This window comes from Alteromonas sp. 5NW40-0090, from assembly GCF_057552975.1.
The window spans coordinates 244,146-265,266 of record NZ_BAAJLT010000006.1; the positions used below are offsets into that span (position 1 = coordinate 244,146).

Below are 21,121 nucleotides of genomic sequence, written 5' to 3' on the forward strand. Positions count from 1 at the left end.
ATTAGAATAGATTAACTAAAAAATACACCTTTAGGAGATAATTATCACTCATTAGACGAATATTATATTAGCCTTTAGGATAAAATAACGCTTTGTTATTAAGGAGAGTCGAGAAAACGCCGCACACAACGGCATGCAGCGGTTATAAAAGCAGATTAATTATTGGTAAGATTTTGGAAGACTACTTTGCCGTTTACCACCGTCATCACAACGCTGGCCTTCAAAATATCGCTAGGTTCTGCCGTCATAAAATTAGTGTCGAAAACGGAAAAGTCGGCGAGCTTGCCTACTTCAATAGAGCCTAAATTATCTTCTTGAAACGACGCATAGGCAGGCCACAGGGTGAACATGCGAAGCGCATCTTCCCGAGATAACGATAATTCTGGGTGCCAACCTTTATCTTGCGTACCGTTGAGCCTACTACGGGTAATGGCTGCGTAAAACTCAATGCGCGGGTCGCCCACTTCAACAGGGGCATCTGAGCCACCCACCAAAACAACGCCTTTATCCACTAAGGGTTTCCACGGGTAGGCATACTCCAAACGACTGTACCCCAATCGACTTGGCGCAAAGTTTAAGTCACCGATAGCATGACTAGGCTGCATTGATGCCACAATCTTCATGTCTGCCAGTCTGTCTTGCTGGTTAGGTGGAATAATTTGCGCGTGCTCTAAGCGCCATCGCAGATCGTCGCTTTTCCACTTAGCCTTGGGCAACGCCTCCCATGCCTCTTCGTACCAATTTAGCGTGGAGTATAGCGCACGGTCACCTATAACGTGGGTCATCACCTGGAACCCCTGCTTTAAGGCCTGCTCCAGTACCGGCATAAGTTCATCTTTTGTGGTGCGGTTCATAAAGCCACTGTGATCAGCGTCGCTATAAGGTGCAAGTAGCGCGGCGCCACGAGAACCTAAGGTACCGTCGATGAACACCTTTATCCCGTTTAAGTAAAACAGCCCTTCTGCAAGCGTTTCAGTGCCATTTTGAAAAAGCTTTTCTGACTCGCTAATAGGTATAGCAATATAAACCCGGTGCAGCATCTCGTCACTATTGGCCAGTTGCTTTAACTGCTGAACCTCTCGCCACTTCATGCCTGCGTCGTGAGTTGCCGTCCATCCTTGCGACACATTTACCTGCATACCGCGCTTTAAGTTATCTTGTATATATTGGTCGGACTCGGGGGGTAAAATATTTCTAAAGAAGTCCATTGCCGTTGCCAAAACATAACCGGTGGGCGTGCCATCGTCATAGCGTTCAAGCTTTCCACCTTCTGGGTCGGGCGTGTTTTTGGTAACACCGGCTAGGGCCAACGCTTTTGAGTTTACCACGGCTGAAACACCGTCGGCGCGGGGCATAAATAGCGGCTTATTTCGAGTGAATGGATCTAGGTCGGCAGCCGTTAAAAAGCGTTGCTCATCTTGCCACTCACGCTCTATCCATCCACGGCCTAATACCCACTCACCGTCTGGTACGTTTTGGGCAAAGCTTTTAATTTCAGCTACCGTTTGCTTTAGCGTAGGAATGCCAAACAAACTTAACGTGCGCGTGCGCTTACCTATACCTTCAAGATGCTGATGGCTGTCGGTAAAACCAGGGAAAAGCGTGCTGCCTTTCAAATCAATACGCTTTTCAGCACCGCAGTACCAAGGCGCTGCGTCGGCCTCTTTGCCAACAAACACTATGCGACCGTTTTCAACTGCTACCACCTCGGCCTGCCAGTTTTTATCGTCAGCAGTATATATAACACCGTTATAAAACACTACATCTGAGCTGTTACAGGATTCCGAGTTTTGTGCCAAAACATCATGAGATACAAAGGCTACAGTGGCGATAAAGCCCTTTAATATTAAGCGCGATAACGCGGTTGGAAACATTGAGTTCACCTACTTTATTATTACTCGCTTTCATTGGTAAAAAGCGAGAACTGGCCAGTTAAATGAACCCATGTTTGTTGAAACATACGTTTTTAAAAGTCCATTTTTTATGCAGTTCAACTACACTAGCAACTGCCCTAATTTTTATCAAGGCAGTGGCTTGGTGTTAGAAGCGTGAAAATTGCGGAAGGTTAGTTTTCAAGATTGTCGTCAGAGCTGCGCGCCTTTATGCGTTCATGCAGTGCATCTAGTTTCAAAAAGCTGTTTAGCAGCTTTTCATTAGTTGCCACTAACGCGGCTACATGTTGATAAGCCTCTTCGCGGGTGTCTTTCGTTAAAAAGCGTAGCGTGTCATCGTTAGGCAAGCGGTTAAAATCGATACCTGGCTGTGTTGACCAGGTTTGCATTGTTAAGGCACGAAAATCAATCATGTATCTAGGCTCGCATAACTTACGGGCAATTTGGCTGCCGGTAAATTTGCGCCATTTGCAAACCACCTCGAATTGGGTATCCGTGTTCACAGAATTGTATAACTCAATAAACGCCATTTGCTGCTTTTTAAAGGCACGCTTAAGTTGAGGCGTGGTTTTCTCGCCCTGCACATCGATAGTTTCAACAGACTGTTTATCGGGCTGAGCAAATACCGGCGTGTGCATGCTTATGCATAAAAAGGCGGCACTAAAAAACGCGGGTACTTTCTTTAATGACTGCATAACGGTTTCCTTTTACGTGTGATCCAAAGGAAACAGTACGCAGCGAACATTTTTTAATCAAATTAATTAAGGTTAAGTCTTAGTGACAAGCAAAAATAAGGGAATACGTGGAGCATCACTCAGCTATCAAAAAGCGGGCAGATGAAAGTAGCAAGACAGGTTGCTGAAAGTAAAGGCAAAAGGTAGCGCCACCTATAGGTTAGCTACCTTTACCCTAATATAGCGCTTTAATTAAAAGCTGTACGACGCACTTAGCTGAGCGTTAATGCCCGCGCCGTAATAACCCACGGTGTGTAGGCTGTTAATGTACTTCTTATCGAAGATATTATTGATGTTCATGCGAAGAGTAAAGTCTTCAGTAAACGCGCGTGATGCATACACATTACCTAAGAAATACGCGCCTTGTTCAACGTTATAGTCCACATTGCTTATTTCAGACTGCCAGCGACCGCCAAAGCCTACTTCCACCTCTGGTGCTTGCGGTACTGTGTAAGCTAGCTGGAAAGTTACTACGTCACGCGGTGCCCATAAGTTTGCATCATTGCCCTGTTCATCTTCTACATCAATATTGGTGTAAGACGCATTAACACGCAGTGCTTCGGTTACCTGCCCCGCTACTTCAATTTCAAAACCATCAGACTCTACCGACACGCCTTTGTAGTAATACTGAAGCGTGTCTGGGTTGGTGCCTGCATAGGCCGCCAAATTATCTTGCTCTGCAGTAAAGTACGCGAACGTGGTTAATAAACGGTCATCGAACCACTGGGCTTTCACCCCTGCTTCAAAGTTTTGGCCTTTGGTTGGGTCAAGGTACTGCCCGTTAATGTCGTACTGCTCTTGCGGCTGGTACACGTCTGAATAACTTACGTACGCGTTCACGTCTTCAGTGACCGCGTAAGTAGCGCCAACGTAAGGGCTGGCTTCGCTCTCTGAGTTATCGATAACCGCGCCTGCGTTTTGCCCTGTACGCTCAAAATCAATAGCGTTGAAACCAGCAATAACATGCATTTCATCAGTAATGCTAAAACGCGCAGAACCGAAGTAACGGGTTAGGTTTTGTTCAATGTTCGAATACTCAGAAGCGGCAAGCCAATCAGGCTCGGCAATGGCATCTAACGCATAAGGGAACGCAGGCGTTGGGCCGTAGGCAGGTGTGGTGGCATAATCAAATGCATGAACAAAAGACACATCGTCGCTAGTAGCGTGGCTTACCCCAAAGTTCACTTCGTGATTACGGCCAAATAGCGAAAAATCACCAAACACACGGCCTTCTACAAGATGAGAGTCGCGCTCTGAGTCATAACGACCCGGCCAGCCAACAAGACCTAAGCCCGTGTCTTTATCAATTGCGCCGTAGGCATAAAACAGTTTGCTTTGATCTTCAAAGTCGCGGTAGTTATAGCTAAGCAGAAGCTGCCAGTCGTTATCGAACACATAGTCTAGCTCTACAAACGCGTTGGTAGTTTCGGTATCCCACTTCGTCCACTCTTGGGTAGTGGTATCGCTAATGTCCCACTCTGCCTGGGTGCCATCAGTATTGTTAAATACAAGCCCACCCCACGTGTTGCCGTCGGTATTGGCATCTTGATATGACAACCCAAAAGTTACCGTTGCGTTGTCGGTAAGCTGGCCGTCTATCACACCATAAGCAAAGCTGCGGTTGTTCTCTAGGCCATCAAGGTGAGATCCTTTATCTTCCACACTGCCTACTACACGCGCCGCCCAGCGGCCGTCTTCGGTAAGCAGCATAGAGTAATCGCCCTGCACGCGCTTAAAGTTGTACGAGCCTATGCTTGCGCCAATTTCACCGCCCTCTTCATTCGTTGGGCGCTTGCGCACATAGTTAATGGTACCCGACGCATTACCCACACCGGTTAAAAGACCATTGGCACCACGAATAACTTCAATTTCTTCATAACCGTAAGCTTCAACAGAGCCGGTAACAATACCCCAGTCGTTCGGCAGGCCTACACCGTCAATTTGAGTGTTTTTAATTTCAAAACCACGGGCTGTGTAGTTGGTACGGTTAGTTTCCCACTCTTCTACATTAATACCCGGCGCAAGTTTTAGCGCGTCATTAATATTAAACGCACCAAACGACTGCATTAGGTCTTCAGAAAGAATACTAATAGACTGCGGCGTTTCGCTAATTTCCATGGTTAAGCCCGTTGCACCGCGGCTAACGCGGTTTTGACGAACGCCAACAATACGAATTTTTTCAACGTCTGCTTCTTTAACTTCTACCGTATCGCTTTGCGTAGTTTGCGCATTTACCGACAATGCAAACGCGATAGGCGTTAGTGCAAATAAACTGCTTAATTTCATGGTTTTCTCTGTTATTGGTTTTGAAGGGTTGTTTTTCGGGCAGAAGTATAAAACAGCTTAAACTTAATTTAAATGATAATTGTTATTATTTACAGTTATATGATTGGAGAAATGCTGTAACGCTGGCTGCGCAAAGCCTAATGCGATAATCTGTACTTCAGATCAGGGAGGCATCGACGTTTTGACCAGCAGTACAAAAAACACCATTACGCATTACAGCGAAAAAGCGCAGCACTATTTCGATTTGTACAATTCGGTAGAGGCAGAAAGTGTACACAGCGATTGGAAAGCATTCTTACAAAACGCCAATAAAGGTACTGTGCTAGACGTAGGCGCTGGTAGTGGCAGAGACGCCAACTGGTTAGCCAAACAAGGATGGAAAGTAGTAGCTGCAGAACCTGCCGATGAGCTTAGAAACTTAGCACAAGCCAATTCCCATAACAGTGTTACATGGTGCAATGCCAGCCTACCCGCGCTGACTGCCCTACCCCAACAGCCAAAAACTTACGACCTAATACTGCTTTCAGCGGTATGGATGCACTTGCCTAAAGATGAAAGGCCACCCGCGTTAAAAAGGTTAGCAGAATTGCTTTCAGAAAATGGAACCATGTATATCAGCCTTCGGTTTGGACCCAATGATGAAGCAAGACCCATGCACCCAGTTAGCTATGAGGAGTTGGCGGTTTTAGCACAAAGTAACGGACTAACTGCACGCAACTTAAACCCGGTTCCGAGTCAGGATGGTTTGAAGCGAGATGATGTGAAGTGGGTTACGGTTGAAGTGGTGAAGGGATAATGACTGCTACAAATTATTTGGTTACCGGTAGAAACAAGCAATACCTTCTACATGAGATTCGCGACGCCCTAAAAAACGCTACAAGTATAGAAATAGCAGTTTCGTTTATTCGTATGTCGGGCCTAAACCTTATCATTCAAGACATTGAAGATGCGATGAATTCGGAAGAGCGCAATGTGAAGTTATCATTGCTGACTTCTGACTATATGAACATAACTGAGCCACAAGCCTTAAAGCGTTTAATGCTGCTTAAAGAACGGGGCGCTGACATCCAAATCTTTGAAAGTAAGCAAGCCACCAGCTTTCATTTGAAGTCATATATATTTGTTAAAAATAGTGGCGAAGTACTAACCTCAGCTAGAGCGTTCGTTGGCTCTAGTAACATCAGTAAAACGGCACTTACCGACGGTATAGAGTGGAACTATCGAATTGATTACCCAAATCATAACGACAAAGAAGCCATAGCCAGAATTGAAGAAATCCGAGAGCAGTATCACTACCTCTTCACATTACCCCAAGTTAAGCCATTAACTTATGACCTAATAGCTGATTACGAAATTAGGTACAACACAGCAAGAGTTGTTACACCAATTCAATCTGCTGCATCATTGCCAGATGAAAAAGAGCATGTAATTCCGGAGCCAAGAGAACACCAAGCAAACGCTTTAGCAGCGCTTAATCAGGCTCGAGAAGAAGGCGTTCAAAAAGGTTTAGTAGTACTAGCAACAGGTATGGGTAAAACCTACCTAGCGGCTTTTGATGCTGCGCAGTTAAATGCTAAAAAAGTACTTTTTGTAGCACATCGAGAAGAGATCTTACTTCAAGCAGAGGCTAGCTTTCTTAAGATACACCCAAATAAAAAGGTAGGTCGATACAGCGGAAGGAAAAAGGATGAAGAATATGACTTTCTGTTTGCCTCCATTCAAACAATAGGACAGTCGTCTCATCTAGCTAAATTTCATGCTGTTGCTTTCGATTATATTGTTGTCGATGAGTTTCATCATGCCGCAGCGGGTGGTTACCAACGTTTACTGCAACATTTCACGCCGTCATTTTTGCTAGGTTTAACCGCAACACCGAACAGGACTGACGGTAGCGATATCCTCAAACTATGCGACAACAATCTTATTTACCAGCAAGACCTGTTCGATGGAGTCAAAGCTGATGCGTTGTGTCCTTTTTCTTATTTCGGCATTTTCGACAAAGAAGTAGACTACGAGCACCTACCTTGGCGCAATGGTAAATTCGACCCTGAAAAGCTATCTAATAAATTAGCGACCAAAGGCCGTGCGCAACATATTCTCACTGAGTGGAAAACTAAGTCGCAAGATGTATCACTAGCTTTTTGCGTATCGCGCAAACACGCCGATTACATGGCAGATTACTTTAATCAACAAGGTGTCGCAGCAGCCAGTGTTCATTCGGACTCATCACTTACGCGCAGCGAAGCCTTAGAAAAACTTAACAACGGCGAAATTAAAATATTATTTTCGGTAGACCTATTCAATGAAGGCGTCGATTTACCGAAGATAGATACCGTATTAATGCTTAGGCCTACTGAATCGAAGATACTTTTTCTACAGCAAATGGGGCGAGGCCTTCGTAAAAGCGAAGGAAAGGAAAGGCTCATTATTCTGGATTTTGTGGGTAATCATCATAGCTTTTTAAATCGCCCCGAAATGTTGTTAGCTAGCATTATAGCTGGCCCACAAAACCGCAGAAAAATAGTCGGCCTTGCCAAAAATGCCAATAAACTACTTCCAGACGGGTGTTATGTAAACTTTGATTTAGAATTCATTGATTTCCTAACAAGCCTTTCTGAAGACGAGCTTGATATCCAATACGATAAGTTAAAAGAAACGTTAGGTAGAAGGCCTACTTATACAGAGTTCTATCAGTCAGGCGCGAGCTTAGAAAAGCTTAGACGAAATAGGGGATCATGGTGGGAGTTTGTTGATAGCAAGGGCGACCTCAAAGCTGACGAACTGGAAGTGCTTGAAGAGCACCTACAGTGGTTTAAAGACCTAGCTGTTACTCGTACTTCGAAGTGCTACAAGCTGGTGTTACTTTCCACGATGATTGAGCATAAAGCTTTTCAGTCACAGGTAAGTGTTGATGATTTAGCAGAGTGGGCAAGACAGTGGTTTTTAGATAACCCAGAATGGATTTCAGATTTACCGCAAAGTAAACAACAATTAGAGACGTTAAGTAAATCAAAATGGCGAGCGCATTGGCGTAGTAACCCGATTGAATTTTGGTGTACTGAAGAGCCTGAATCGAAGGTTTCGTGGTTCAGCATTAGTAATCAGCAATTTCGTTTCAAGCAAAGTATCACAGCAATTCAACATGATTTGTTTTTGGCAATGACCGTTGAGGTTAATAACCAGCGCCTTGCCAAATACAGATATCAGAAGTTAGCTATAGCGGCCCCTTCTTCCAACAACATTGTTCAATTTCCCGAGAAAGTGCAGCTTCCCTTTTTCCCTGACATCAAAATAGCTTGCGGGCATTTCAAAACGGGCAATGCGGAGGCATCCGAACTTGTAAATGCACCATATGGCTATGGAAATATAGACAACTCTCGACATTTCATCGCTCGTGCATCTGGTAATTCTATGAACGGAGGTAAGAACCCTATTTATGATGGTGACTACCTGCTTTTAGAGCAAATCACACCAAATAATGCTGGTAGTATAAGCAATACAACAGTAGCCATCGAAAGGCAGGATGAAACTGGCGACAATCAATACTTGCTAAGGAAAGTACTCAAAAATCCAGATGGCTCTTATACTCTGAGAGCAGCTAATTCAGATTATGATGATCTCATAGCAAGTGAAGAAATGGTGACCTTCGCGCGCCTAAAAGGAAAAGTCGACCCGCTTGAGCTTTTTGTAGGGCAAGAACTAATGCGCGAAGAGATCCCTCCGCTTTTCAACGAAGAGTTCAATCCTGGTAATTGGCAATCGGGGCATGTCGTACTCAAAGAAAAGAATGTTCAAATTTTGCTGGTTACCCTAAACAAACAAGGGAAAGGCAGCGAACATCAGTACCATGATTATTTTATTGATGATAAACATTTTCATTGGCAGTCGCAAAATAGCACTTCACCAAGTAACAAGCGTGGAAGAGAAATAGTTGAACACCAGAAATTAGGTAGCCGCGTTTACCTTTTCGTTCGAGAGAGTAAATTAAGAGGGAAAACAGCTTCACCCTTTATGTTCTATGGCGAGGTGAAATATATTAGTCATGAGAGTGAAAAGCCGATGAATGTGACTTGGGAGTTACTAGGTTAAGTTTTGAATAATCTAAATAAATGCACAGGTTCGCAGACTCATCATTTCAACTTAAAATTTTAAAGTGCTTTAAAACAGGGACTGTACATGGAAATACTTTTCGTAATGGCGATATCTCTTTTCCCCTTCGCGTTAGTGATACTTTTCGCCGTTTGCTACAACAAAATTACAGATAAAAAATCGCGTATACCTTTTGACTATGCACGTACGGCACGAATCCCAGCCTTTACATTATTGCAGCAGCATAAAGATGCAACGTTAGACATGCTGGTATATTCACTACTATCAACCTTATACTTCCAACTTCCCTTTTCATTGCCAACCATTGCAGACTTGCTAGGTTTCGTTGATGTGTCGAAAAACTGGTTAATATATGTCACTATTTTTTTTGCAGCTGCTATTTATTCATTGTTTAAAGCAATAAAGGCCTTCAATAAAATTAGAACCACCAGATTAGGAATAGAGGCCGAGTGGGCAGTATCATTTGCTTTGAGGAAATAACAGATAGTAGAGTACGTGTATTTCACGACGTTCAGGCACCTAATTTTAATATTGACCATGTACTAACGTTTCCAGGAGGTGTATTAGCTATTGAGACTAAAGGAAGGCGGAAACCAAACGTAAAAAACTCTAAGAGTTCACACAAGTTAACCGTAGAAGGCGACAAAATTCAGTTCCCTCATTACACCGACACGTCGACGGTTGAGCAAGCGAAGCGACAAGCAGATTGGCTTAGTAAGCAGTTAACTCAAAGCACCGGTATGAGTGTGGAGGCCAGCCCCGTGGTTGTTATTCCTGGCTGGTTCATAGAATATAAACAAAAGCCTATAATTCCGATTATGAACCATAATTCATTAACTAAACACTATGCTTTGTCTAAAAAAACTATACTAGACAACTCATCACTTGATCGTATTAATCATCAACTTGAAGCTCTTACTCTGAGAGGGTCAGACCTGTTTTGATAATTAACAGGTCTTTTTATTTCAAGAGATAGAAGCTAAAGGATTCGAACCCATGACCTTTGCCTCCGGAGTGCTAAGGCACTGATCAACTTTTCATGGGTTGAACCTTAATCACCCAATCAAAGTCTATATCATTGTCAAAATAAAGCTGGCTTAGCCTACTTTTCTTGATTTTGTAGGCAGCACTGACAAAAGCAAGCGCTTCTAGAGCTACTAAATTCCTCATCGAACACCTCACGCTGTGTCTTTGCCACCCACTTTTTTAATACGCTAATCATTGGTACTAATTGAGTTTATAATAGCGGTTAAAGAGTTTTAGAATTGCAACGACCAACCTGAGTAGAACATGGCCCATAAAGTACGTTATAAGTTTAAAGGTGTGGCAAAAGAGATAAATTTTTCTTACAGCCGCCATCAAAATATGCATGAAGCTGTGGCCGATGCTGAGGGAATAGATCTTTCTCAGTTCCTGCAAACTGAACAGCAGCTTGCCGCTATCAGTAAAGACAAAAAAACCGTAAGAAACTTCAGAGATACCGAATTTGCAAAAATGGGGTTTTCTGAATTGTACTTCTTAAAAAACGGTCAGGAATGATGGTTGGGCCCGATAGGGGTCGAACCGCTGATTCCGAAGCGCAATGCCATCAATCAGCTTTTGATTGATGGTCTTCAACCAACCCATGAAAAGCCTCAATCGCCCTATCAAAGCTTTCATCGTTGTCGAAATAAAGCTGACTTAGTCGGCTTTTCTTGATTTTGTAGGTAGCGCTGGCAAAGGCTAGCGCTTCTCTAAAGCTGCTAAATTCTTCATCGAATACTTTAAACGCTTCGCGCTGTGGTTTTGCCACCCGCGTTATGTTGCCGTTTACTTCATAGTCGAACCCACCAAATTGAAGGCGTGAAAGGGTTTCTTTGCCCAATCGCATGCCGCCTTTTAGGCTTATTTGAAATGCGGCATCCATTTCTTCTATTTCTTCCATACTCCAGTGGTTATATACCCTAATGGCCTTTTTGTACTTTTCTGCCAATAGCTTTTTTAACACGGTAATTCTAGGTTCTAGCGTGGCGTTGTTTTCGTTTTTTAGCAGGTCGAAGCATTCGTTGCATGAAGGTACGGAAATGAAATCGGCCTGTAGATGTCCGCTTTGCCAGTCGTGAATGAATTTTATAGGCGGAATAAAGTCTTGGCGGGCCGCCTCGCAGCCACAGTAAATACAGCGATTGAAGTCAGCCGAATGTACTGCATTTAAGGGCTGATAGAATTTTTGATAATTCTTTACTGACATACCGCTACTTGTTCGAATGGTTAATGCTATTTGGGTGCTTTTAATCTTGGCTACGTTAACACAGCGCACCTTATGTAAAAATGAAATATGTGGCTTTTTCCTTTAGATTAATTTTTTAACCCTACAAACGCGATGGCCTACTATGCGGGTCGCCTTCTACGTGATCTTTTGGTTCGCGAGGTTTAGGTTTTGCCGCAATAGGCACTTCTTCCTCGCCTTCCTCATCGATATCCCATGTGCCTTCTTCGCTCCATGGGTCGTCGTCTGGGAACTCGCCAATGTTGATTTCTTTCACTGAATAGTCGGGCTGATAGCGCATGTCGTAATTAGCTGCCCGCACAATTGAAATACACAGCATTAAGGCTACAGCTAATAGCGGTACCCCCCCTATTATTGACGCGGTTTGTAGGGTTTCTAAGCCGCCCACAAACATAAGCACTATGGGCATGAAAGATAGCGCAAAGGCCCAGAACAAGCGGTTCCAGCGAAGTGGCTCTTCGTCTACTTCTTTTTGCACTACGGCAGCCAGAATGTACGAAATAGAGTCAAACGTAGTGGCAGTAAATATTAGCGCCAATAGGGTAAATACAAAAATAACCACGTAGTCCATGGGCAGTGTGTGCAGCATGGCAAAAATGGCCGCTGTTGGGCTTTCTTGGTTAAGTATAGTGACTACGTCTAGTTCGCCTGAAAGCTGTAAATACAGGCCGTAATTCCCCATTACCATGAAGAATAAAAAGCAGCCCATGGTGCCGAAGAACATAGAGCCCGCCACCATAGCGCGAATAGTACGGCCCCTTGAAATACGGGCAATGAATAAGCCTACGCTTGGCGCAAATACTAACCACCAAGCCCAGTAGAATATGGTCCAGTCTTGTGGGAAGTGGGTGTCTTCAAAGCCATTGAATTCGGCGAAGGGCTCTAGCCATGTGGCCATTTTAATGATGTTACTCATTACGCGGCCCAGGGCATCTAAACCTGTGTTCGCCATAAACAACGTTGGGCCCACAATAAAGATAAAGAGCAGTAGCCCAACTGCCAGCCAAAAGTTAATGTCTGATAGCAGCTTGATGCCTTTTTTAAGGCCAACATAGGCGCTGTAGCCAAATATTGCGGTGCAGGTGATTAATACAATCACTTGGGTAGTGAGTGATTTAGGCACACCAAAGAGCTCGTGAACCCCTTCGTTTATCATAGGTGCCGCCAAGCCAAGCGTTGTTGCCCCGCCGCCTAACATGCCGAAAATAAAGCTTACATCGATAATTTTACCTAACCAGCCGTGGGCCATTTTCTCGCCAATTACCGGCATTAGGGCTTCGGATATTTTAAGTACGCTGTGATTACGTACGTAGTAGAAGTAGGCAATAGGTACTGCAGGAATAAGGTAAATAGCCCAAGCAAGTGGGCCCCAGTGAAAAATGCCGTAAGCTGCGGCCCATTTGGCAGCTTCGGGAGTTTCACCTTCTATATGAAACGGCGGCGCTTGGTAGTAGTACACCCACTCGATCATAGACCAGTATAAAATAGACGCTCCAATACCTGCACAAAACAGCATGGCCGCCCAAGATACAGGCGAGAACTCAGGTTTTTCTTCAGGTTCACCCAGCTTTATTTGGCCGATGTCGCTAAACATGATGTAAACCATGAAGCCACCTGCGCCTACACCAAGTAGTAGATATAGCACGCCAAGTTTACTGGTAACGAAGTCTTTGGCGGCTGCCACCCATTGTGCGCCCTGGTCGGGCCAAATGATAAGAGGAATGGTGACGGAGAGAAGAAGAAGAAGAGAGCCAAAGAAGGTTGGCTTATCTATAACGCTAAACGCGTTTTCCTGTTTAATAGTAGCCTTTGGTGAGGCCGCATCTCGGGTATTACTACTCATACACGATCCTTTGTTTTGTTTTTTTATAGATGCTTTATGCGTTGAAACTTTAAACGGGCAATCTTGCTAAACAGTTTATCAGAATTATGTTATGCATGTTTTATTGCGGCTTTTAGCTGGTTGATAAATTAAACGCTAGAGCGGGACAGATGGGTATATTTGTGCGATTGAATTAACAGACTTTTCGCTGTAATAGCCGTAGAATATAAATATAAGATTATTTTTATATAAAGATTTGGGTTACACGTTTTTGATTGGTGAATATTAAGGAGAGTGCGTTGGAATACTGGACAACAACACCATTTGAGCCCTTAGCAGGGCTTGCAGGAGGTCTGCTTATTGGTACGTCGGTCGTATTATTGCTTTATACGCTTGGCCGCATTGCCGGTATTTCAGGTATTGCCGCTGGCGCAATGACTCAGCATGGCGCTGAACGATACTGGCGCTTAGCCTTTATTGCCGGCATTGTTTTGTCTGCCTTACTGTACATGGTGTTTGTAGGCGATTTACAAATTCAAACCCAAATGGGCTCGGCATGGCTGGTTATTGCTGGCTTATTAGTTGGCTTTGGTACGCGTCTTGGCTCTGGGTGTACGTCGGGCCATGGCGTTGCTGGCCTATCTCGGTTATCGCCTCGCTCTATTGTGGCAACCGTTACCTTTATGGCAGCTGCCATTGTGACCACGAATATCATCAGACACCTGTAAATTACCGAGGAGCATGTACTTATGAGAGCAATTATCGCCTCGCTTATTTGTGGGCTTTTATTTGGCTTTGGCCTTATTGTATCGGGTATGAGCAACCCTGCCCGCGTGCTGAACTTTTTAGATTTCAGTGCAAATTGGGATGCTACGTTAGCTTTTGTAATGGGCGGCGCTATTTTAGTGGCTGCACCTGGCATGTATTGGGTGCGCAAGCGCAGCAAACCCTTGTTTGCGAATAAGTTTGATATTCCTACCAGCAAAACTATTGATGTAAAGCTAATTCTGGGCTCTGCGGCTTTTGGCATTGGCTGGGGAATTAGCGGTTTCTGCCCAGGGCCTGCCGTAGTGGCGATTGCCTCGCTTCAAACTGATGTTTTGTTGTTTGTAGGCGCGATGATCGTTGGCATGCTGGCGCAGCATTGGTTGAAGCCAAAAGCAGCTTAAAACATAACTACCTTTGCGGCTTTATCCTCTAGTGAGGATAAAGTCGTAATCATCCTTTTAAGGGGGTAAACGTGACAGCTTACATACGTGAAAATAGCTGACTTATCGTTTTGCGGTTTTCCCTTTCAATAAACCTACCCCCAATGCGGCCATGGTTACGGCAATAACGCCGTTTAGATAGTTGAAAAAGGCATAGGGAGCATAGTCGAGCACGTCAACGCCTAGGGTGGCAGAGTAGAATGCACCAGCGGTTGTCCACGGAATAAGCCCTGTGGTCATGGTAGCGCCTTCTTCCACCGACCGTGACAACACGGCAGGATCAAGGTTCTGCTGTTCATATTTTGGTTTAAACAGTTGGCAGTTTAGAATGATGGAGATATAGGCCTCACCCATAGCTACGTTACCTAAAAAACCTGATGCTATGGTCACTCCAATTAGACTTGCCGTACATTTTACCCGCGTGATGATGCCCGCCAGTAGCGCCGCTAAAAAGCCCGCGCCGTGTAATATACCGCCTAATGCTATTGCCATTAGAGCAAGAAGTAGCGTCCAGTTCATACTGCTGATACCACCCCTACCTAAAAGCGCATCTAAATTCTCGATGCCCGTATTTTGCGGGGTGTTTTCCCACAGCGCGTTAAGCACGCTAGTGGTATTAGTATCTTGATAGAAAATGGCGATGATGACGGCCAGCAAAATACTGCATGACATGGTCACTTCAGCCGGCACTTTTTTAATGCTTAGTACTGTAAGCAATACTAGAGGTAACAGTGTTATATAGGGTGCAAGGTTATAGTGGCTGGCAAGCGCTGCTTTAATTTCAACTATCTGTTCAACATCTATATTTTGGTTTGCGTAGCTGAACCCTATTACTAAGAAAATAACGAAGGTAAGAAGAAAGCTAGGCAGCGTAGTAAACAGCATGGCGTACATATGCCGATAAAGGTTGGTGCCCGCACTCATGGCCGCTAGGTTGGTGGTATCAGAAACCGGTGACATTTTATCGCCAAAGGTTGCCCCGCATACCACCATGGCCGCCACAATGGGCAGTGGTATGTTCATGGCTGCGCCAATACCCATTAGCACTACGCCCATAGTCCCCACCGTACCCCACGATGTGCCCGTAGCTACCGACATGACCGCACACAAAATTAATCCCACCGCCAGGAAAACACTGGGGTTTAGCCAACTTAACCCGTAATAAATGAGCGTTGAAATAGTGCCGCTTTGCATAAAGCTGGCGATAACCATACCTATAAGGATAAAGATATAGATTGCTGGCATGGCCCGGGTTAATGCGCTGGTCATTAATTCGCGGATTTGTAGGTATGTGTATCCCAAACTAAACGCGTTAATACCCACCCACAGTAAGCACATAAATATAAGTGCGTGTAGGCTAATACCTAGGCCAAATAACCCACCCGCTATTAGCGCGACAATAACGCTAAAACAAACCAGTGACTGAGCAAAACTAGGGTTACGCAAAGACTTAGGCGACATGAGGGCTCGCTGATACGTTTGAAAAAATGGAAGTAGTGAAAAACAGTATAGCGACTTTGCTTTGCGTTGGAATGACTTTAACGTTGGATAGACTTAGGATGCGCACAGTGCCTTTGAAAACAATGCCTCTTTCAGCCAATAAGTGCTGCCTAAAAGAACAAAATGAAAGTTCGCTCCACTTATAAAACATCATAAATGACAAATTAAAGCCCTATTAGCCATTTATGATTATTTAATTGACACGCCTTGTAAAGTAGCCATACTAAATAATTACGTTACTAATGGCTATTTTTGGTGTTTTATGAACAAGGTTGAATATACGAAAAGACTACTTGGTAACCTCGTAAAGCAAGCGAGAGCCGCTTCTATGGATCAAGAAGAATTAGCGCTTAGAACCGGCACCAGTAAAAATACTGTTAGTAGATTAGAGCGAGGAAAAGGCATAAATTCAGATACGTTGCTTACAATATTAAATCAACTCGAAGTGCTTGACCCACTTATTGAAACCATCGAAAAGGAGTACGAATTAGTAAGCAATAACCCCTTGAGAAAAAGCTCACTCATAGAAAAGGAGTTACCTAATGACTTCTAGAGCTTATGTTTTCGTTGACGGACTCGAAAATAACCCGGTTATATGTGGCGTTGTTGAGTTAAACCCAAAGACCAATATCGGGAAGTTTCGATATGGACAAAGCTACCTACAAAGGGATGATGCATTCCCACTAGATCCAGTTCACCTCCCCCTACTTAGCGATCAGTTTATTACCAGAGTAAATAAAGGGATGTTTGGCGCTATTTTAGATGCTGGAGCAGATAGCTGGGGTAAAAAGCTTATTTTGTCGCTGCACTCAACTAAGCCTAACAATGACCTAGAACTCGTTCTGGCTGGTTCTGGGATGGGTGTTGGCGCACTTACTTTCAGCTTATCTAGAAATGCAAGTAAGCCAAAGAAGAATAAGAATACGCTTGGCGATATTCCCATGCTTTTGCAGGGGAAAAGGGCAATTCTTAAAAATGAAGACATTCCTAAGGAAGTCAAAAAAGCATTTGAATACGGGTCCAGTATGGGTGGCGCCCGACCTAAAACACTGATCGAAGACAGTGGTATAAATTACTTAGCGAAATTCAACCGTCCAGATGATTTATACAACGTATGTTTAGTAGAACATGCAACAATGACAATGCTAGAAGAGCTGGATGTTAGAGTTGCAGCCACGTCTATAGTGAACAACCAACAAGAAGACATATTATTGGTAGAGCGATTCGACTGTAACGCTGATAGACCAACACACCATTTCTTAAGTGCTAATTCCCTAATTAACCAAGAAAAATTGACGAATCAGGCACTAACTGAGAATTATAGTTATGGTGCTTTGGCAGAGTTTATAATGAAGCATGGAGCAGAGCCGAGAGATGCACATGAACTGTACACACGCATGGTTTTTAATATCTTAATGGGTAACACTGATGACCATTCCAGAAATCACGCTTTCTTGTATTCCTTCTCAGATAAAAAATGGCGCTTATCTCCAGCCTACGACGTATTGCCGATAAACAACTCCCGCCAACATGGAATTGGAATAGGGGTTCACGGCAGAGAAGGAACGCTCGAAAATGCGCTGTCTCAATCTAAAAGGTTTGGACTTTCTCAAACAAAAGCCAAAACAATCATTTCTATTGTGCAAGCGTTAACTAATGAATGGATATCTTATTTTACCAAGGCTGGTGTACCCGATACCGATATAGAAACGCTCAAGGGGATTATTCCTTCATAGGTAATGGCCCGCCCTAGAGGATTCGAACCTCTGACCTCGGCCTCCGGAGGGCCGCGCTCTATCCAGCTGAGCTAAGGGCGGTATGTAGAAACAGTGAATAACCACTGAACGTTTACAGTAGTTTACGCATACACCGAAGAGTACTGCAGCTATATGCATGCTGCAAACGGGGCGTAATAATACTGACGCCGTGAGTTCGCTTCAACTCATTTATTAAAATCTCTTTAGATGGCTTGGCATAACCGTTAAAAATCCTTACTTTTTATAGGTAATTGGCTTCAAATAGTTGTTCAACCCCAATTAACCGTTATAATCTGGCCAGTTATATTTTAAACAAATTCATCATTGCCTGGAGACAGATGTGAAATTAAAGACTTGGTTAACTGTTGCTGCTACTGCGCTAACTGTATTTGCAGCACAAGCACAAGAAATGAGTAACGATGAAATTGCCGATCGCATTAAGCCGGTAGGTCAGGTACACGTTGCAGGTGCAGCCGCAGAAGGTAGCGCTGGCGCAGCTGGCGGCGCAAAGTCTGGCGAAGACGTTTACAACTCTGCATGTGTAGCTTGCCACTCAGCAGGTGTTCTGGGCGCTCCTAAAGTTCACGTTGCCGCCGATTGGCAACCTCGCCTAGATGAGCGCGGTCTTGACGGCGTATGGCAGAATGCTTTGAACGGCATTAATGCGATGCCTCCTCGCGGTACGTGTGGCAACTGTTCTGACGACGAAATTAAAGCTGCTATTGAGTATATGATTGAAGGTATTTAGTACCTGATAAATAGCAACAACTTGATTGAAAAAGTAGCGTTTTACCCGCTAATCGGGTAGTTTAGCTCGTTGGGAAACGTTACTTTTTTACTGGCGAGCGGAATGTCAAAAGATTCGACGCAACACGAATTGACGGAAGAAGAACTGCGCGAACTTATACCGCAGCTTCAACAACTTACCGACAAGTACAAGCGCGCTGAACGTGTTCAGAAGGCGCTTTTTGATATTTCTGAACTTGCCAGTTCTGTAAGCCACCTAAATCGCCTTTACTCCGCTATTCATGAAATCATTGCCGACTTCATGAACGCAGACAACTTCTTTGTTGCCTTTTACGAACCAGAGACCCACATTGTCGACTTTGCCTATTTTATTGATGAATTCGACGAACAAACCGTTCCTCAGCTTCCTGCTGAATCTTTAATGGACGGTATGACCGGCTACATTTTAAGAACCGGTAATTATCTTTTTTACAAACGCGACGAAGAGGAAATTTTTGCCTCTGAGCTCGACATCAAATTAGTGGGCTCTCAACCTTATGAACTGCTGGGTGTTCCCCTAAAACGGGGCAGCCAAGTGATTGGGGCAATGGTAGTGCAAACATACGACGAAGGCGTGCACTACACTCAAGAAGATTTAGAAGTTCTACTTTTTGTTTCCCAGCATATTGTTACTACGGTAGATAGAGTAAAAAACAGAGAGCTGACTGAACGCACTATTCGCGAACGTACCCGCCAGCTTCGAAAAATTAACGACGACCTTCAAGAAGAAATTTTAGAGCGCCAAAAAGTAGAGTCATTGCAGCAAGCGCTGTTTGAAATTTCTGAATTAGCCGCCAACCTTGAAGGCGATATGGATGCGTTTTATTCCAGTTTGCATGAGATTTTGGCGAGGCTAATTAGTGCGCCAAACTGCTACATAGCCATTCATAATAAAGAAGAGGGCTTGTTAGAGTTCCCTTATTTTAGCGATACCAAACAAAGTAAAATTGATGCCAGACCGCTTGGATTGGGGCTGACTGAGTTTGTATTGCGCACTGGGCAAGCAGAGCTTATTAACCCGCCAAGAGTACTGGAACTTGCAGAGTCAGGGGAAATTGACGTTTCGTTAGCGCAAACTATGTTGAATAGCGCTAACTCGTGGCTTGGATCGCCACTTGTCGTTGAAGGCGAAATTGCCGGGGTTATTGCGGTTCAAACCTACGGCAAGCTGGCAAAATATAATGCCCGCGACCAAGAGCTTCTTCGCTTCGTTTCGCACCATATAGCGGTGGCAATTGAGCGCAAGCGCAACACAGAGTCGATGCAGCGATATAACGTTCAACTTGAAGAACGTGTTAAAGAACGTACCGCAGAACTTAACCGCGCAAACAAGTTTTTGAAACAGCAAATTGAAGAGCGTAAAGAGATTGAGCTTAAGCTTATTCACGATGCCCACCACGACTCGCTCACAGATTTGCCCAACCGTGCCATGTTCACCAGCCGTCTAGAGCTGGCTATAGCCAGTAAGCAGCGCTATAGCGAAAACTTGTTTGCGGTCTTGTTTATTGATTTAGATCGTTTCAAAGTCATAAACGACACGCTAGGTCATCATGCCGGCGATGAATTCTTAATTGAAGTAGCCAGACGTATTGCGCTATGTATTCGCGGTCATGACTTGCTAGCCCGTTTAGGCGGCGATGAGTTCGTAGTGCTTTTGGATAACTTTGAAGATGAAGCGGATGTTGAAGAGGTAGCAAGCCGTATCATTTCATCAATTTCAGAGCCGTTTTTACTGGATGGCCGAGAAATGTACTCAGGTGCCAGCGTGGGTATTGCGCACTTGGAAACCTATTATCGCAGCGCAGATGAAGTATTGCGTGACGCTGATGCCGCCATGTACCAGGCTAAAACACTTGGGCGCGGTCGCTTTGTCATGTTTGATAAGAGTATGCGCGACAGGCTTATTGAAGAACTTGAACTAGAAAACGAGTTCAGGCGCGCGCTGCGTGAAGAAGAGTTTGATTACTTTTTACAGCCCGTTATTGATTTAAATGACAACAGCACGCTGTATAAAGAAATGTATATTCGCTGGTCTCACCCTACCTACGGTAAGATAGCCCGCGAGCAGTTCAGACAAGTTGCGGAACACAGCGGTCTTACCCTGGACCTCGACTTATTTCAGCTGACCAAAGCGTGCGAGTTGCTAAATCACTATAAAAATACCGATGAGCATATCAACAAAATAGCAGTTAACGTATCGATTAATCATTTACTGCAGGCCTCTATGGTTAATCAAATGATAGATGTGATCGCAACATCTGACATTACGCCGAGCCAGCTAGTGTTTGAGTTTGACGAAAATGACTTAAACCGCCGTTCGCAGTTTATCTTACCGGCAATTAAAAAGCTTAAACGGGCTGGCGTAACCCTTGTGCTTGATAACTTTGGTAGCGGCTTGGCTTCGCTTAGCTATCTGTTTGCCTACCCCTTCGACTTCATCAAGATTGACCACAGATTTGTAAAATCGCTGCCGCGCTCTCAACGTAACTTAAAACTGATTCAGTCGGTTATGCTCATTTCTGAGCATTTGAAGTTCCAAGTAATTGCAGAAGGTGTAGATTCTCAGGCACAGCTTGATGCCCTCAGTGAAATTGAATGTTCATATGGTCAGGGCAAGATATTGAAGCACGCAAAAGTGCTTGATATGACGTCGTTAGCTGGATAAAAGTAAGCACTTACTTACAACCAAACCCATCTTCCATAGAATAAATAGGTGATGTAGATTCTAATTACACCATCTAAATTCTTTCAAACTAC

Annotated in this window: 17 protein-coding genes and 1 tRNA gene; 11 read left to right on the forward strand and 7 right to left on the reverse strand. The window is 44.2% G+C overall.

Features of this window, described 5'->3' with window-relative positions:
- Nucleotides 1-155 precede the first annotated feature (155 nt).
- The 3 genes from AC27KT_RS09615 to AC27KT_RS09625 all read right to left on the reverse strand — a co-directional run bounded on the left by AC27KT_RS09615 (nucleotide 156) and on the right by AC27KT_RS09625 (nucleotide 4,912).
- Nucleotides 156-1,874: an amidohydrolase gene (locus AC27KT_RS09615; protein ID WP_487129422.1), complete on the reverse strand. Its 1,719-nt coding sequence runs from the start codon at nucleotides 1,872-1,874 to the stop codon at nucleotides 156-158.
- A gap of 191 nt (nucleotides 1,875-2,065) precedes the next feature.
- A complete protein-coding gene (locus tag AC27KT_RS09620) occupies nucleotides 2,066-2,587 on the reverse strand; it encodes a hypothetical protein (protein ID WP_487129424.1) in 522 nt (173 codons plus the stop codon).
- A gap of 231 nt (nucleotides 2,588-2,818) precedes the next feature.
- The gene (locus AC27KT_RS09625; protein WP_487129426.1) at nucleotides 2,819-4,912 is read right to left on the reverse strand and encodes a TonB-dependent siderophore receptor; all 2,094 of its coding nucleotides are present in this window, start codon (nucleotides 4,910-4,912) and stop codon (nucleotides 2,819-2,821) included.
- A 181-nt stretch (nucleotides 4,913-5,093) separates the two neighbouring features.
- On the opposite strand from AC27KT_RS09625, the gene AC27KT_RS09630 reads away from it, so the two are divergent.
- The 5 genes from AC27KT_RS09630 (at nucleotide 5,094) to AC27KT_RS09650 (ending at nucleotide 10,561) form a co-directional block, all read left to right on the forward strand.
- On the forward strand, nucleotides 5,094-5,708 hold the full coding sequence (locus AC27KT_RS09630) for a class I SAM-dependent methyltransferase (protein ID WP_487129428.1): 615 nt from the start codon (nucleotides 5,094-5,096) through the stop codon (nucleotides 5,706-5,708).
- Nucleotides 5,708-9,001, forward strand: coding sequence for a DUF3427 domain-containing protein (locus AC27KT_RS09635; RefSeq protein WP_487129430.1), 3,294 nt, complete (start codon nucleotides 5,708-5,710; stop codon nucleotides 8,999-9,001). The genes AC27KT_RS09630 and AC27KT_RS09635 overlap by 1 nt, the downstream gene beginning before the upstream one ends.
- Nucleotides 9,002-9,088: 87 nt before the next feature.
- Nucleotides 9,089-9,502 carry a hypothetical protein gene (locus tag AC27KT_RS09640; protein ID WP_487129432.1) on the forward strand — a complete coding sequence of 138 codons (414 nt, stop codon included), beginning with the start codon at nucleotides 9,089-9,091 and terminating at the stop codon, nucleotides 9,500-9,502.
- Nucleotides 9,472-9,966, forward strand: a complete 495-nt coding sequence (locus tag AC27KT_RS09645; RefSeq protein ID WP_487129434.1) for a nuclease-related domain-containing protein — start codon at nucleotides 9,472-9,474, stop codon at nucleotides 9,964-9,966. The genes AC27KT_RS09640 and AC27KT_RS09645 overlap by 31 nt, the downstream gene beginning before the upstream one ends.
- A gap of 346 nt (nucleotides 9,967-10,312) precedes the next feature.
- Nucleotides 10,313-10,561: a DUF2960 family protein gene (locus AC27KT_RS09650; protein ID WP_071817702.1), complete on the forward strand. Its 249-nt coding sequence runs from the start codon at nucleotides 10,313-10,315 to the stop codon at nucleotides 10,559-10,561.
- 49 nt (nucleotides 10,562-10,610) lie between these two features.
- On the opposite strand, the gene AC27KT_RS09655 is transcribed toward AC27KT_RS09650, so the two are convergent.
- Both AC27KT_RS09655 and AC27KT_RS09660 read right to left on the reverse strand, forming a co-directional pair.
- A complete protein-coding gene (locus AC27KT_RS09655; RefSeq protein ID WP_487129437.1) occupies nucleotides 10,611-11,252 on the reverse strand; it encodes a hypothetical protein in 642 nt (213 codons plus the stop codon).
- Nucleotides 11,253-11,373: 121 nt separating this feature from the next.
- Nucleotides 11,374-13,134 carry a BCCT family transporter gene (locus AC27KT_RS09660; protein WP_487129439.1) on the reverse strand — a complete coding sequence of 587 codons (1,761 nt, stop codon included), beginning with the start codon at nucleotides 13,132-13,134 and terminating at the stop codon, nucleotides 11,374-11,376.
- Nucleotides 13,135-13,412: 278 nt separating this feature from the next.
- Between AC27KT_RS09660 and AC27KT_RS09665 the strand changes: the two genes are divergently transcribed.
- Nucleotides 13,413-13,841: a YeeE/YedE family protein gene (locus AC27KT_RS09665; RefSeq protein WP_487129441.1), complete on the forward strand. Its 429-nt coding sequence runs from the start codon at nucleotides 13,413-13,415 to the stop codon at nucleotides 13,839-13,841.
- A 21-nt stretch (nucleotides 13,842-13,862) separates the two neighbouring features.
- Nucleotides 13,863-14,282 (forward strand): DUF6691 family protein, encoded by a 420-nt coding sequence (locus AC27KT_RS09670; RefSeq protein ID WP_487129443.1) that lies wholly within the window; start codon nucleotides 13,863-13,865, stop codon nucleotides 14,280-14,282.
- A gap of 102 nt (nucleotides 14,283-14,384) precedes the next feature.
- Here the strand turns inward: AC27KT_RS09670 and nhaC are convergent, their stop codons facing one another.
- Nucleotides 14,385-15,782: a Na+/H+ antiporter NhaC gene (nhaC, locus tag AC27KT_RS09675; RefSeq protein ID WP_487129445.1), complete on the reverse strand. Its 1,398-nt coding sequence runs from the start codon at nucleotides 15,780-15,782 to the stop codon at nucleotides 14,385-14,387.
- A gap of 301 nt (nucleotides 15,783-16,083) precedes the next feature.
- On the opposite strand from nhaC, the gene AC27KT_RS09680 reads away from it, so the two are divergent.
- Together AC27KT_RS09680 and AC27KT_RS09685 are read left to right on the forward strand one after the other, a co-directional pair.
- Nucleotides 16,084-16,374: a helix-turn-helix domain-containing protein gene (locus AC27KT_RS09680; protein ID WP_487129447.1), complete on the forward strand. Its 291-nt coding sequence runs from the start codon at nucleotides 16,084-16,086 to the stop codon at nucleotides 16,372-16,374.
- On the forward strand, nucleotides 16,364-17,557 hold the full coding sequence (locus tag AC27KT_RS09685; RefSeq protein WP_487129449.1) for a type II toxin-antitoxin system HipA family toxin: 1,194 nt from the start codon (nucleotides 16,364-16,366) through the stop codon (nucleotides 17,555-17,557). The genes AC27KT_RS09680 and AC27KT_RS09685 overlap by 11 nt, the downstream gene beginning before the upstream one ends.
- 4 nt (nucleotides 17,558-17,561) lie before the next feature.
- Here the strand turns inward: AC27KT_RS09685 and AC27KT_RS09690 are convergent.
- A tRNA-Arg gene (locus AC27KT_RS09690) sits at nucleotides 17,562-17,638 on the reverse strand.
- A gap of 280 nt (nucleotides 17,639-17,918) precedes the next feature.
- Here AC27KT_RS09690 and AC27KT_RS09695 point away from each other — a divergent pair.
- On the forward strand, nucleotides 17,919-18,326 hold the full coding sequence (locus AC27KT_RS09695) for a c-type cytochrome (protein WP_014947775.1): 408 nt from the start codon (nucleotides 17,919-17,921) through the stop codon (nucleotides 18,324-18,326).
- Between the two features lie 102 nt (nucleotides 18,327-18,428).
- Entirely contained in the window at nucleotides 18,429-21,029 is a 2,601-nt protein-coding gene (locus AC27KT_RS09700) for a sensor domain-containing phosphodiesterase (RefSeq protein WP_487129452.1), read from the forward strand.
- Nucleotides 21,030-21,121 lie beyond the last annotated feature (92 nt).

What these genes read in the sequence shown, in the direction of transcription:
- AC27KT_RS09615 (WP_487129422.1), bottom strand. Translation starts at nt 1,874, where the DNA reads ATGTTTCCAACCGCGTTATCGCGCTTAATATTAAAGGGCTTTATCGCC.
- AC27KT_RS09620 (WP_487129424.1), bottom strand. Translation starts at nt 2,587, where the DNA reads ATGCAGTCATTAAAGAAAGTACCCGCGTTTTTTAGTGCCGCCTTTTTA.
- AC27KT_RS09625 (WP_487129426.1), bottom strand. Translation starts at nt 4,912, where the DNA reads ATGAAATTAAGCAGTTTATTTGCACTAACGCCTATCGCGTTTGCATTG.
- AC27KT_RS09635 (WP_487129430.1), top strand. Translation starts at nt 5,708, where the DNA reads ATGACTGCTACAAATTATTTGGTTACCGGTAGAAACAAGCAATACCTT.
- AC27KT_RS09640 (WP_487129432.1), top strand. Translation starts at nt 9,089, where the DNA reads ATGGAAATACTTTTCGTAATGGCGATATCTCTTTTCCCCTTCGCGTTA.
- AC27KT_RS09650 (WP_071817702.1), top strand. Translation starts at nt 10,313, where the DNA reads ATGGCCCATAAAGTACGTTATAAGTTTAAAGGTGTGGCAAAAGAGATA.
- AC27KT_RS09655 (WP_487129437.1), bottom strand. Translation starts at nt 11,252, where the DNA reads ATGTCAGTAAAGAATTATCAAAAATTCTATCAGCCCTTAAATGCAGTA.
- AC27KT_RS09660 (WP_487129439.1), bottom strand. Translation starts at nt 13,134, where the DNA reads ATGAGTAGTAATACCCGAGATGCGGCCTCACCAAAGGCTACTATTAAA.
- AC27KT_RS09670 (WP_487129443.1), top strand. Translation starts at nt 13,863, where the DNA reads ATGAGAGCAATTATCGCCTCGCTTATTTGTGGGCTTTTATTTGGCTTT.
- nhaC (WP_487129445.1), bottom strand. Translation starts at nt 15,782, where the DNA reads ATGTCGCCTAAGTCTTTGCGTAACCCTAGTTTTGCTCAGTCACTGGTT.
- AC27KT_RS09680 (WP_487129447.1), top strand. Translation starts at nt 16,084, where the DNA reads ATGAACAAGGTTGAATATACGAAAAGACTACTTGGTAACCTCGTAAAG.
- AC27KT_RS09685 (WP_487129449.1), top strand. Translation starts at nt 16,364, where the DNA reads ATGACTTCTAGAGCTTATGTTTTCGTTGACGGACTCGAAAATAACCCG.
- AC27KT_RS09700 (WP_487129452.1), top strand. Translation starts at nt 18,429, where the DNA reads ATGTCAAAAGATTCGACGCAACACGAATTGACGGAAGAAGAACTGCGC.